Annotated in this window: 11 protein-coding genes and 1 pseudogene; 8 read left to right on the forward strand and 4 right to left on the reverse strand. The window is 59.6% G+C overall.

Features of this window, described 5'->3' with window-relative positions; translation table 11 throughout:
- Positions 1 to 41: 41 nt before the first annotated feature.
- The 3 genes from SJQ66_RS26620 to SJQ66_RS26630 all read left to right on the forward strand — a co-directional run bounded on the left by SJQ66_RS26620 (position 42) and on the right by SJQ66_RS26630 (position 3,214).
- Positions 42 to 1,307: an ATP-grasp domain-containing protein gene (locus SJQ66_RS26620; RefSeq protein WP_024901692.1), complete on the forward strand. Its 1,266-nt coding sequence runs from the start codon at positions 42 to 44 to the stop codon at positions 1,305 to 1,307.
- Between the two features lie 77 nt (positions 1,308 to 1,384).
- Positions 1,385 to 2,512, forward strand: a complete 1,128-nt coding sequence (locus SJQ66_RS26625) for an ATP-grasp domain-containing protein (RefSeq protein WP_320535381.1) — start codon at positions 1,385 to 1,387, stop codon at positions 2,510 to 2,512.
- A 162-nt stretch (positions 2,513 to 2,674) separates the two neighbouring features.
- Positions 2,675 to 3,214 (forward strand): GNAT family N-acetyltransferase, encoded by a 540-nt coding sequence (locus SJQ66_RS26630; protein ID WP_253463884.1) that lies wholly within the window; start codon positions 2,675 to 2,677, stop codon positions 3,212 to 3,214.
- Positions 3,215 to 3,256: 42 nt separating this feature from the next.
- Here SJQ66_RS26630 and SJQ66_RS26635 read toward each other — a convergent pair whose 3' ends face one another.
- Both SJQ66_RS26635 and SJQ66_RS26640 read right to left on the reverse strand, forming a co-directional pair.
- Positions 3,257 to 3,985, reverse strand: coding sequence for a LysE family transporter (locus SJQ66_RS26635; RefSeq protein ID WP_024901694.1), 729 nt, complete (start codon positions 3,983 to 3,985; stop codon positions 3,257 to 3,259).
- Positions 3,986 to 4,120: 135 nt separating this feature from the next.
- Positions 4,121 to 5,560: a GntP family permease gene (locus SJQ66_RS26640; RefSeq protein WP_176026038.1), complete on the reverse strand. Its 1,440-nt coding sequence runs from the start codon at positions 5,558 to 5,560 to the stop codon at positions 4,121 to 4,123.
- Positions 5,561 to 6,057: 497 nt separating this feature from the next.
- Here SJQ66_RS26640 and SJQ66_RS26645 point away from each other — a divergent pair, with 497 nt between their 5' ends.
- From SJQ66_RS26645 to SJQ66_RS26660, 4 genes and pseudogenes are all read left to right on the forward strand, one after another.
- Positions 6,058 to 8,094 carry a response regulator gene (locus SJQ66_RS26645; RefSeq protein WP_320534763.1) on the forward strand — a complete coding sequence of 679 codons (2,037 nt, stop codon included), beginning with the start codon at positions 6,058 to 6,060 and terminating at the stop codon, positions 8,092 to 8,094.
- A 195-nt stretch (positions 8,095 to 8,289) separates the two neighbouring features.
- On the forward strand, positions 8,290 to 9,249 hold the full coding sequence (gene copD / locus SJQ66_RS26650) for a copper homeostasis membrane protein CopD (RefSeq protein WP_320534764.1): 960 nt from the start codon (positions 8,290 to 8,292) through the stop codon (positions 9,247 to 9,249).
- 55 nt (positions 9,250 to 9,304) lie between these two features.
- A pseudogene (locus SJQ66_RS26655) lies at positions 9,305 to 9,619 on the forward strand (DUF2288 domain-containing protein); the annotation flags it as partial.
- 106 nt (positions 9,620 to 9,725) lie between these two features.
- Positions 9,726 to 10,448 carry a 16S rRNA pseudouridine(516) synthase gene (locus SJQ66_RS26660; RefSeq protein WP_024901699.1) on the forward strand — a complete coding sequence of 241 codons (723 nt, stop codon included), beginning with the start codon at positions 9,726 to 9,728 and terminating at the stop codon, positions 10,446 to 10,448.
- 24 nt (positions 10,449 to 10,472) lie between these two features.
- On the opposite strand, the gene SJQ66_RS26665 is transcribed toward SJQ66_RS26660, so the two are convergent.
- Positions 10,473 to 11,594, reverse strand: a complete 1,122-nt coding sequence (locus SJQ66_RS26665) for a Rossmann-fold NAD(P)-binding domain-containing protein (protein ID WP_320534765.1) — start codon at positions 11,592 to 11,594, stop codon at positions 10,473 to 10,475.
- Positions 11,595 to 11,693: 99 nt separating this feature from the next.
- Here SJQ66_RS26665 and SJQ66_RS26670 point away from each other — a divergent pair, with 99 nt between their 5' ends.
- Positions 11,694 to 12,725: a CDP-6-deoxy-delta-3,4-glucoseen reductase gene (locus tag SJQ66_RS26670; RefSeq protein ID WP_024901701.1), complete on the forward strand. Its 1,032-nt coding sequence runs from the start codon at positions 11,694 to 11,696 to the stop codon at positions 12,723 to 12,725.
- Positions 12,726 to 12,807: 82 nt separating this feature from the next.
- Here SJQ66_RS26670 and SJQ66_RS26675 read toward each other — a convergent pair whose 3' ends face one another.
- Entirely contained in the window at positions 12,808 to 12,957 is a 150-nt protein-coding gene (locus SJQ66_RS26675; RefSeq protein ID WP_320534766.1) for a hypothetical protein, read from the reverse strand.
- Between the last annotated feature and the right edge of the window lies 1 nt (position 12,958).

Here is a 12,958-nt window from a genome sequence, read left to right on the forward strand (position 1 = left end):
CTGCGCTCGCCTACAATTTCACGATAATCAAGGAAAGATCCATGGCAAAGCAACTGATTGATACTGTCGCCATCGTCGATGGGGCATCTACTAGCGCTTATCTCGCACCGGCATTCCGTTCTTACGGCGTAAAGTGCGTACATATCCTTAGCAGTGAGTCACTGCCATCGCGATTGCAAGCGCAGATCAACCCGTCCGACTACGTTCGATCAATCGTACACCGCGGTAACGTTCAACAAACAGCCGATGCAATTCGCGATTTGGGTATTAGTGTCGTCTTGCCAGGTGGAGGTAGCGGAATTGAGCTTGCATCATGGTTGGCTGACGCGCTGGATGTCCCATTGAAAAATCCTGGAGAACTCGCTGTGGCACGCCGGCATAAGTACGAGCAAATCGAGGCCTTGAAACGTGCCAACATTCATACGCCAAGCCAATATCAAGCAAAAACCCCCGCTGAAATTGTTGATTGGGTATTGAGCAGCGCTTCATTACCGGTGGTAGTGAAACCGACCCGTGGCGCAGGCGTGAAGGGCGTCAAAATCTGTCGATCCCTTGAGCAAGTCGCCGAGGCTGCACAAAACGTACTCGACTCAATTTCCTATTACGACGAGGTGCAGGACGAAATTCTCGTCCAGTCCTACAGCGAGGGGCAAGAATACATCGTGGACGCCGTGTCATACGATGGCAAACATAAAATCGTCAGTGTATGGGAGGTCGAACGAGATCGCCGGCACTCACCCCGCCTCGAAAAAATGTTAGTCGTCGACCATACACAGCGGCAATATGAGTCGATTATTGCGTATGCGAAGCAAGTGCTGGACGCAGTGGGATTACACTACGGCCCGTCGCACATGGAGCTTATCGTGACCGCAGACGGCCCGACCATCGTTGAATTGAACTCCCGCTTGCACGGTAGTCTCGACCCCCGACTCACGACGGCTGTCACTGGCGAAAATCAGATCTCTGCAACCGTTGAGGCCTTCGTAAACCCCTCCCGATTCTTGCAGACGCTTGAGGATGCACCACGCTTTGACGGTTTTTGTGGGCATATCCTCCTTGTCTCGCCAAAAGCTGGCACCCTCAGCGGCGATTTTCCTTGGCACGCTTTAGAGGCTTTACCTTCCTTTGTCAGCGTTAAACGATGGGTTAAACCCGGCGATGCACTTCACGTCACGACCGACTTGCAAACCGCACTTGGCATGGTTGGCGTATTCGATGCTGAATTCGATCAATTGACGCAAGATTGGCAAGCTATACGAAAAATCGAAGCTGATTTCTTTGCAAGCCAGGAACCTTCATTCGCGTAATACAACGCGCAGCGCCGGTCATTACATGTGCGCCGGCGTGCACTGCGCTTTCCCAAAAGGACGTTATCGTGGCCAGTATGTCGGAAGAACTCGTTATCGTTGGCGCCCGGGCGACCGGAACGAGCATCGCACTCGTTGAAGCGGCCATGCGTAGAGGGATGGGGGTTACCATCTTGCTTGAGTCTGGCGTTGAGCTAGATAGGAATGTTTTTCCAAAGCAAACAGAGATTTTCAATGTCGATACCAGAGAATCGGCCGTGATATCTTGGATTCAGGAACGATTCTCTCATCAAGCAGCGAAATTGTATGTCACTACCGCCCACGACTTATATGCGAAACTGGCTGCGAATGTGGCCGCCTCGCTTGGCTGTCTAGGCCCAGATGCGGAATGCGTTACGCTGTCGATTTCGAAATCTGCACAAAAACGTATACTTGAGGAAGCTAGCATTCCAACATCACCTTATGCCGTAATTGACTATCAAAACCGTGATCAGACTAGCAGTTTGGTTTCCGCCTTAGCGATCCCGGTTGTAGTGAAGCCGTCCGAAGGATCAGCTAGCAATGGCGTTCGACTATGCCATTCAATTAAGGATGCAGTGGAACACGTAGCGCTACTGTTCGAGAGCGATGGCGGACTGCAAGAGGGGCAAGTGGTGGTCGAGTCGTTCCTCTCCGGCCATGAGTATTGCGTCGAATTCTTTGACGGCGTCTATGTAGGGTCGATGCGGAAGCTGAAGTCGAGCGGTTTAAGATTTGTAGAGCGTGGATACACGGCTGAGCTGGATCTTCAGGATATTACCCTTGAGCGCATGATTGCCGTATGTGGCGCAGCCGTGGCAGCTGCAGGGCTAACGTGGGGACCTGTCCACCTGGATTGCATCGTCTCACATGACGTGCCCCACATTGTAGAACTGAATCCCCGTATTGCGGGGAGCTTCATATGCGATATCGTGCGAGATGCTTATCACTTCGATCCCGTCGAAGCGTTGCTCGATAAGCTACAGGGCCAGGAAATTCGTCTCCCAAATGCGTTTAAGCCAAAACGATATGCTCGTGTAGATTTCTTCTTGGATGAGGATTCGCCGTCTTGGAATCTTGCAGAGGGCGGAAATGTGTGCACTGGTCCGTTGACGATGCGGTATGGACCATTACGGATTCCTAGCCGCGAAAGACGCGCCTTCGTATATGTTCATGGCACACGATAGGTACCGTGACCGATATACGGAACCGCGTCGGTTCTGTCGCAATAATTGGGTCTGGTATTCTGAAGACTTCGAGCGAACGATCTGATCGATGTGACCTGCCCCTCCTGAGCAGCCCGCAGACAAAACGTGTAAAAATACCGCTTTGCCCGTACGATATTCGAGATGGCCAAACAAGATTCCATGTCCCTGCCCCGCGATCCAACCGACACTTCTGCCCCCATGTTCACCATCGTACCGGTACGCACGCAACGCGACCTGGAGGCCACCATTGCATTGATCCGCGAGTACGTTGCCTGGCTCGGGATCGATCTGTCGTACCAGTCGTTTGAGGAGGAAATGGCGACGATGCCGGGGAAGTATGCGCCACCCAATGGCGAGCTCTGGCTCGCGCGCCATACGGTGCACGGCACGCCGCTAGCCTGCATCGGCTTACGCCCACTGCCGGACACCGCAACGCAAGGGCTGTGCGAAGTAAAGCGCCTCTTTGTATCCGAACATGCGCGCGGGATGGGGGTCGGACGGGCGATGGTAGCCACGGCTGTCGACCACGCACGCAAACTTGGCTATCGGGAGATGCGGCTCGATACGCTGACAACGATGGTCGCGGCACAAAGGCTTTATCGTGAAGCGGGCTTCATCGACATTCCGGCCTATTATGAAACGCCGGTGGAAAACACTTGCTTCATGGCAAAGCAGTTATAAAAGCGACGATCGACACAGCTGCAAACAACCCGGCGTACAGGTTCAAGTCCGCTGCCAACCCTGATAGAACAGCCGTACACCAAAGCCCGCCAGCGCCAGCCCGGTAATGCGCTCCAGCAACAGCCTGGCGCGTTGATACGCCCGGCGTACAACCGGCAGGGAAAATGCCTGACTCACCACGCAACGCCAAGCCAGCGAGGTGATGACGATACCAACCCACGTCCCCACCTTCGTTTCCCAATTCGTCGCAGGCGTCAGCACGACGGAAAAAACGCTGGCGAAGAACAATGCTGTTTGCGGATTGCCGAGATCCGTCAGCAGGCCGCGCCGGAACAACGAAACTGGTGTGGCAGCAGGTGCGCCATCCACGGGATCGCCCGACGTTCCTGCGTCGAGCACATGTCGCGGCGCCAGCGCAGATCCCGATGCCGTTACCGCGCCCCGCCCTGCAACACTATTGGCACCTGCCCGCTTGCGTGCCGCACGTTGTCCGGCCAGGAACATACGCAAGCCGAACCACATCAAGTACATGCCGCCGGCAAGCTTGATAACCGAAAACAACGTCCCGCCTTTCGCGATCATCGTCGCCATACCCAACAGGCCCAGCGCCGCGTAAAGCGCATCACCGGCGGCTACGCCCAGTCCCGTGATAAAGCCGGCGGTTCGCCCCTGTGTGACACTCGCCTGCACGACAACCAGCAGATTAGGGCCTGGACTCATGAAGGTTACCGCAAACAGACCCATGGCCAGTAAGACGACTTGGATAGACATTTCCGACTTTCCACCGAAGTAAAGCGGTTAATCGAAGCAAACTTAAGCTTCAAACACTAGCTCGGCCTGATCATCGCGTCATTGAAGAAACGAAGGAATGGCGCGCCGGACGCAACACAGGACATGGTCCTGTTTTCAGGTCAATATTTTCCACATCACAAGCACCATCGTAATGCCGACTACGGAAACCAAGGTCTGCAGTAGCGACCATACCCAAATCGTTTCCTTGAGTTTCAGGCCGAAGAATTCCCGGACCATCCAGAAACCAGCATCGTTCACATGACAGAAGAAGACCGAACCCGCACCAATCGACAGTGTCAACAAAGCACCATGCGTTGCCGGCATTCCCATCGCCAACGGCGCGACAATGCCTGCCGTGGTCGTGGTGGCGACAGTTGCCGAGCCGGTCGCCTGACGCAGACAGATTGCAATCAGATAGGCCAGTAGTACTAGTGGCAGATGCGTACCGGTGGCAACCTTGCTAACCGTGTCGCTGATCCCGGCCAATACCAATGTCTGCTTCAAGCCGCCGCCCGCGCCGATAGTCAGCAGCAAGATGCAAATCGGCGGAAGGCTGCGACGCAGGATGTTGCCCACTTCGTTCTTCCCACGCCCCGTGGCCCAACCGAAACCAACGATCGCCACGATAACCGTGAGGCTCAAGGCGATGATCGGTTCGCCGAGGAATTCAAGTGCCTGCGTGAGTGGTGACGCGGCAGGCAGCAACAACCGGGCGATGGTCCGCCCCAGCATCAAGATCACCGGCAGCAGGATCGTGATCAACGACATACCGAAACTCGGGCGACGATACCGCGATGCATCCGCGTCAGCAACCGGCACGGCGGCATGCTCACCATCAAAGGTTGCCCCAATCGCCACCGCCGCCGCGTCGGACTCTCCATCGCGTGCGCGTTGCGCGGCGATCCGCGGACCCAGCCACATCCCGTAAAGCGGGCCTGCGATGATGATGGCCGGGATTGCGGCGATAAAACCCAGCAGAATCGTCATGCCCAGGTCCGCGTGCAGCGCACTGACGGCAATCAGCGGACCCGGATGCGGCGGCAGCAACGCGTGCAATGTCGTCATGCCGGCCAATGCCGGGATCGCGATTCGCAGCACCGGCTGGTTCGCGCGTCGTGCCATCACGAAAATGATCGGCACCATGACGACCAGGCCAACTTCGAAAAACAACGGCAAGCCGATGATCACCGCGACACCTGCCATCAACCAAGGCAGCGTACGTGGCGTCGAGCGACGCAACATCGCGTCGACAAGGCGATCCGCCGCGCCTGATTCCGCCATCAGCGCGCCCAGCATTGCACCCAAAGCGATGATGACGCCGACATCGCCAAGCAAGCCGCCTGCCCCCTGACTGAAAGCTTTTGCGACTTTCTCCATCGGCAGGCCCGCCACGGCACCGGCAACGAAGGTGCCAAGCAGGATCGCGAAAAACGGCGCGATCCGTAACACCGCGATTAGCGTGACGACAGTCGCCAGTGCCAACACGCAGGCAAGTATCAGTTGTGAATCGTGCTGCAGCCAAGCGCTGGCGGCAATCGCATGCGTCGTATCCAAAGCATTCCCCGAGAACCCGTCATCGCTCAAATGAAAGGATAACGAAAGACTGGTCCGTATGACCGTGATATGTGGTTATAACAATTGCCAATACAACTTTAAAGTGGCAAACGGCGCGTATTAAAGCACCAATTTATCGAACAGATCACCGGACAACGCCGATCTCGACCCAATTTCCGGGTTTACACCTAGACATTTAAACTTACAAATGACTATGAAGATTTTCCATAATCGTCTCAAGCATATGAAAATTTTGAAATGCTCACCAGGCACGAGACGTGCTTAGCTTTGATGCACGTACCGTGATGTACCCTGTGTGGCGTGAGTGACAAGACAATTTTCCCCGCATTATCGGTGCGCTTGGCTCGATTGCAAGGCCTGGCAAGCGTTATGAAGGGACGTGTCACAATCATTCGATACCCACGGGCGCTGCTGCAAACTATTCGCGACAGATCGGTCTTTTTCACGTTTTTACGCACCATTGCGCGGCACCGCCCATGCGAGATCGTTTCCCTGTCACCACGCCAGAAGCCGTAGCTGCCGCGTTGCCCGCGAACGAAGCTGCGCGCATCGCGGCACTGGAGCGGCTTGCACTACTCGATACCGAGCCCGAGATAGCGTTCGACGACATTGTCCAATTAGCCGCTACGGTGTGCGATACGCCTATTGCATTGGTGTCGCTCATTGACCGGGACCGCCAATGGTTCAAGGCCCGGATTGGCCTGGATGCCACGCAGACGCATCGGGACCTGGCATTTTGCGCTCACGCGATTCTGCAGCCTGAAGCGCTGACAATTGTCTTGGATGCCACCGCGGACGCGCGATTCAGCGGCAATCCTCTGGTGACCGATGAACCCGGGATCCGTTTCTACGCAGGTGCGCCGCTACGCTCCCCTGACGGCCACGCGCTCGGCACCCTTTGCGTCATCGACACCAAGCCTCGCTCGCTGGACGATAAGAGCGGCCTGGCGCCGTTCACTGCCGCCCAGCAACAAGGATTACTAGCATTGGCCCGACAAGCGACGGCGCTTATCCAGTTGCGCGAACTCGGCCTTGCGCGCGCGCGACAAAACCATGCCTTGCGACAGAAAATCACAATGGCGTTGGCTGACGCTTCGGACGCCGACGAAGGCCTCTACGCACGACTGCGGCATGAGCAACGCGTCAACGCCGTCGGACAATTGGCCAGTGGTATCGCGCATGATTTCAACAACTTGTTGCAGACCATCAGTACAAGCCTGCAGCTGGTGCAACGCAAGGCTGAACAGGCGGAGCACGTGCGACGTTGGGCAAACAGTGGCATGCTCGCGGTCGAGCACGGTGCCAGCCTGGTATCCCAGCTTCTGGCATTTTCGCGTAACCGGACTGACGGCGAGGACCACGAGGCCGCGCAGCCGGTGTGCTGTGTCGATGCCACCATCGAGCGCATCGAAGACCTCCTCGCCCGCGTCCTGGGTCCGGAAATCCGCCTGACATTTGCATTGAACGCGGGCACGGCGTGTATCGACTGCGCCGCGACGCAGATCGAAGCCGCCATGATGAATATGGTCATCAACGCCCGCGACGCAATGCGCAACGTTGGCAGCATCCGCATCACGACCATGCGTACACGGGTCGATGCGGTCCCGCACGACGGTGCATCCGCATCGATTGCCGGCACGGCAGTGTCTGGCGGCGCGGTGGGTGATGTAACACCTTCCCAGGGCGACGCCATGACCCCGCCGCTTGCCGAGGGTGATTACGTCATGTTGCAAGTTTCGGATTCCGGACCGGGAATGCCGGAGGATGTCGCGGCCCGGGCATTCGAGCCTTTCTTCACGACAAAACCGGCAAACAAGGGGACCGGACTGGGTTTGGCTCAGGTCCAGGCGGCGGCGCTGAAAGCAGGCGGCACAGCCCGCATCGATGCCTCGCCACACACCGGCACGACGGTCACTTTGTGGTTGCGCATCAGTACGGCGGACGAAATGTCCGCCCTCGTCGCATCGACGGAAACCAGCCAGGCGATGTTGGACGGCGTGCCGCCCGCGATAGTGGTGGGCATCCCGCCATCCGCGGACCCGCCGCCGCAACCGCCCCGGGTCTTGCTGGTTGACGACCAGCGTGATCTGCGCACGGCGCTTGCGGCCTTGCTGGAGGAAGCCGGGTTCGTCGTGGAGCAAGTGGAAAGCGGGTTGGCGGCGCTTCAGCAAATCGATCTCTCGATACCGGATATTGTCATCAGCGACTGTGCGATGCACGGGTTCAACGGCGCGCTTTTAGGGCGGGTCCTTGGGGCGATGCATCCCCGATTGCCCATCCTCTTCATGACCGGCCACATCAACCTGGATCTGGTCCGGGCGGATCTTCCCGCCGAAGCCATCCTGCTGCGCAAGCCCATTGTCATCGACGCGCTGATTACGCGCATCGATGCCGCGCTGCAAGCGCTGCCGAATGCGGAACGCTTCACCCGCTATCAACGTTCGGACAATGCGAACGTCGTCGGGCCTGCCGAGCCGCCTATAGCGTCATCCGGCATGCAAGCCGTCGGATAGTGCAATGCCGCCAGCGCTCACCTCATGGGTGACCTGCCACTAAAGGCGCACGCAAGACTTATCCGAACGAAAACACCCGCAGGAATACAGCGCCCATGCGCACCGACACGGCGGCGCCGGTGCGATCGGATGCCGGTTGAAAGGCAGGTGCAGTAACATCACGCGGTTATCTGCCTATTGTTCCCGTTCCTGCCGATGTCTGTAGAAAGCGCGCTCGTCGTTTGCCGGTTCCTCCATTTCGCCGCGCTGTTCGCGTGGTTTGGGCGAACGCTGTTTGTCGGGATCATCGCCATGCCCGGCGCCGCACGCCACCTCATATGCGTCACGCGCCGCACCACATGGTGGATGGCTGTGCTGACACTACTCAGTGCCTACGCCCTGGTTCCGATTGAAACGGCGCAGATGACTGGTGGGTGGGACGACGCCTGGCAGCCATCGATGTGGCTTGCCGTGCTGGACACGCCGTTCGGTGCGGTCTGGCGATTGCATCTGGTACTTGTACTGGCGACGACCCCTCTTGCGCTCGCGCGATCCCGCGCTCTCACGCTTATCACCTTGGCCGGCACTGCCGCGCTGCTGATGACGCTGGGCCTCGAAGGCCATGCGGCCATGCTGAGCGGCTGGGGTGGTGCCTTGCAACGCACGAACCACGCCTTGCATCTGCTCGCCACCGCGGCATGGGCCGGCATGCTCCCCCTCCTGTTACCGATTCTGTCGCAACTCTCGCATACGCCATCATCTGCGTTGCCCCGGTTACAACCCTATAACCGTGCCGAGGCGCAGCGCACATTACAGCGTTTTTCCATTGCGGGCCACATCGCGGTCGCGTTGGCGGTGGCAACCGGCATCGCGAATATTGCCTGGATTCTAGGCACGCTTCCCTGGACCGGCACCATGTCCAATGCGCCTTATCGCGATGGATTGATGGAAAAGTGCGTGCTTGTCGCGGCGATGATCGCGATTGCGCTGGTGAATCGCTATGGTATCGTCCCGGCCATGCGGCATGTCGACGTAGACCGCGTTGCGTCGACTACGCGCCGGGACAGACTTCAACGATTGCAGCGTGCATTCGCCCTGCTGACATGGATCGAGATCGGCATCGCCCTGGTGGTCATCGCGTTGGTCAGCCACTTCGCGACACTCGATCCCCATTGACCGGCTCCGCGATTTCCCCCAGCATCGTCCCTGCTTCCTCTATTCTTTCAACGTCATCGTGCCGTCTACATTGCCGCATTCCACCGAACCGTCCGAGCGCTACCTGAAACTGCTGGGGGAAACCGCGCAGGTCAAGTGGTCCGAACTCGCGCCGTTGCACCTGCGCGGCGCCCTGCTGCACATTGCCGGTGACCTCGACCTGGTCAGCGTGGCCGAAGCGGTCGCGGGCGACGACGCGCGTCAAGTGGCGGCATGGGCGTCGAGCGGCCTACTCGAACGGATGCCCGCGGCCATGGCCGCCACCTACGAAGCCAGCGATGCATCGCTTTGGGCCGTGGTTGTCGCGCCCTGGGTGCTGGTACAGAAACGGCATGCAGGAGACAACGCGGCGTTCACGGCGCGGCAAGACGGTGACCAGGCAAAGCCGACGGGCGGGAATGACAAAACGTAATACGCGCCGGCGTGCAGCCGGTATCCTGGATCTCGAATCGATCCTGTTCTCGCAAGGCTTTGGTGCGCGGCGAGCGTGCCGTGCCCTGGTCGAACGGGGCGCCATCGTCATCGACGGCATCGCGCAATCGGACCCGGATGGAGAATGGGAGACCGCTGGTCTGACCCTCGAGGTCGACGGCCAGGTCTGGCCCTTTTGCGATAAAGCCTATCTGATGCTGCACAAACCGGCAGGCGTGGAATGTTCACGCGATCCGCAGCATCATGCCAGCGTGTTTTCCCTGCTGCCAACGCCACTGACGGTACGGGGGGTGCAATGCGTCGGCCGGCTGGACCAGGACACCACCGGTCTGCTTCTGCTATCGGACGACGGCGCCTTCGTGCATGCGATGGCGTCGCCGCGACGGCATGTGCCAAAACGCTATCACGCCACCGTGAAACACCCACTCGACGACGTTCAGTTGCGCACGTTACACGATGGTGTCCTGCTGCACGGAGAGACCGCGCCGAGCCGGGCACTCGACACGGCGGCGCTATCCTCCCACAGGTTGATGCTCACCATCGCCGAAGGCAAGTATCACCAAGTGAAACGGATGGTCGCCGCCGTCGGTAATCGCGTCGAGGCGCTACACCGCGCGGCGATCGGCACGCTATCCTTGCCCGAAGACCTGCCGCCCGGGGCATGGCGCTGGCTCACGTCGGACGATCTCGCGGCGTTACAGACACCCTTGCCTGCCTCGCCCCTCTGAACAAGTAACTCTTACGTGGGCGACTCAAGTGCGGGCCGCCAGCGTGACCAATAAAGCGTCGACATCCGGGTAACGCAGTCGGACACCCAGTTCGCGATGGAGACGCCGATTATCCAATTGCCGCGACTCGCGCATGAACGACCACATCGTCGGCGACAATGCCTTCACGGCCTCGTCACGTGGCAGTCGTGGCGCGCGCGGCAAACGCAGCGCATCGGCCACCTTGTCGAAGTAGTCTCCCATGCGCAGACGGCTATCGTCGCTCGCGTGGTAAAGACGCTGCGGACGACCGTGGGTCAACGCCCGAACCGCGATGGTGGCCAGATCATCGGCGTGAATATGATTGGTGTAGACGTCGTCGCTTTCGCGCAACGCCGGCATCCGGTCCCGCAGCCGCCCTTCAGGCAGCCGATCCGCCGCATAGATCCCAGGGATACGCAGGATCGCTACCCGGTGGCGCAAGCTGGCACCGTTGCTTATCCTCCGCAAACCGGACGTTTCGCGCCATTTTCGTTCGGCATCGACGCGCCGCACCGCGCGGGCGTTGCTGGGCGACACAACGCGCGTTTCGGGCACTAGCGCACCACCACAATCCCCGTAGACGCCACTGGTACTCGCGTAGACAACGCGTAATGTCCGGTCGCCGCGGCGGTAAGCCGCCGGGGCAGGAGTGTCGGGTACAATACCTCCGAAACGACGTCGGTGCGGGCCCTGCGCACGCCTCGCCGCGACCACGGACGCAACGGCGGTGATCCAGCGTGCCGTACGCGCATCCGCCTCGCCGTCTGGTGCAGGAGGGGCGAAGTACAGGACACCGAAGGCGGACGCGGCCAACGCTGCGGCGCGCCGCAGCGACCGTCTGGCGTCCAGATCGCCGGCCACGTACGAGACCCGCGTCAACGCATCGTGCGCAGTCGATGATGCAAGTGCTGGTAACGGCATGTGCCGAGGCGATGCGCCTTCAGATGGCGTTGCGGCATCGCCCGGCCCCGTGCCGCGCCTGGCGACCGGTGCGATAGGGGCCGCGTGACGCCGCATTGCCACAATCCGGTAACGGGGAGTGAGCAGCGGAGTAGTGCGCGTGGCGACATCGCCGAAGCCGACGATGACGACGCGGGGGCGGCGGAGTAGACGCGTGGCAATCATGCCGTCATTGTAGCGCGCGCGTGGCGAACGCTTGCATCCGCCCGTAGCCGGTCCCGTGCGCGTCCCCCCTTTTCCTTCGATATCGATTTTTATTGATCCATGAGCTTTAACGTTACGCTTCGGCCCAGCGGCCGCCAATTTCAAGTCGATACCGACGAAAGCATCCTTGCCGCGGCGCTGCGTCAGGGTATCGGGCTACCCTATGGTTGCAAGAACGGGGCATGCGGATCGTGCAAGGGTCTGCTGGTGGAGGGGACCGTGGAGCAAGGTCCGCACTCGTCGTCGGCGCTGAGTAACGACGAGAAGACGCGCGGTCACGTGCTGGTTTGCTGCGCCCAAGCCACCTCGGATCTGAACATCCAGATCCGCGAGATTGCCGGCGCGGGCGACATGCCGGCGAAGAAACTCCCTTGCCGCGTGGCGGAATTGGAAAAGGCGGCCGACGACGTAATGATCGTCAAGTTGCAACTGCCGGCCAACGAACGACTGCAATACATGGCTGGCCAGTTCCTCGAATTTATCCTGAAGGACGGCAAGCGGCGCGCATATTCAATCGCGACCGCACCGCACCATGAGGGCCCGATCGAACTGCACATTCGGCATCTGCCCGGCGGCCAGTTCACGGACCATGTGTTTTCCGCGATGAAAGCGCGCGACATCTTGCGCTTCGAAGGACCGCTCGGGTCATTCTTCCTGCGCGAAGACAGCGACAAGCCGATCGTGCTGCTGGCGTCGGGGACCGGATTTGCGCCGATCAAGGCGATTGTCGAACACGCGATCCACAAACAGATCACCCGTCCGATTACGTTGTACTGGGGCGCACGCAAACGCGCTGACCTGTATCTCGAAAAATTGGCCGCGGAATGGGTCACCGCGCTACCCGGCTTCTCCTTTGTGCCGGTATTGTCGGACCCGCTCGATACGGATGGCTGGACGGGACGAACCGGCTTCGTGCATCATGCAGTGATCGCCGATATTGCCGACCTGTCGGGCCATCAGGTATATGCCTGCGGGGCGCCGGTCATGGTGGAGTCCGCGGTGCGTGACTTCACCGCACACCACGGATTGCCGGCCGAGGAATTCTACGCGGACGCCTTCACCAGCGAAGCGGACCTCGCCAACGCGGTGTAACGCGGCGAAAGTTGCAGCCAGCTTGCCGGCAGCGACGGCTGCATGCAGCGGTTTCGGACAGCGCATCTGTCCGATTGTCCCGTCATTGCTTCAACGCGTACCGCCCCGCGCGGTGCGTCCGGCAACGGGCCAGTGCGGTGGAAATCGCAATGGCCCGTTGCACCATTGTCTCGATCGAAACGGCATTGCGCCTCCACGCGGTCATGGCAATGCCGCAATGACGGCTCATCATT

This window comes from Robbsia andropogonis (assembly GCF_034047095.1).
In the GTDB taxonomy this organism is placed as follows: Bacteria; Pseudomonadota; Gammaproteobacteria; order Burkholderiales; family Burkholderiaceae; genus Robbsia; species Robbsia andropogonis.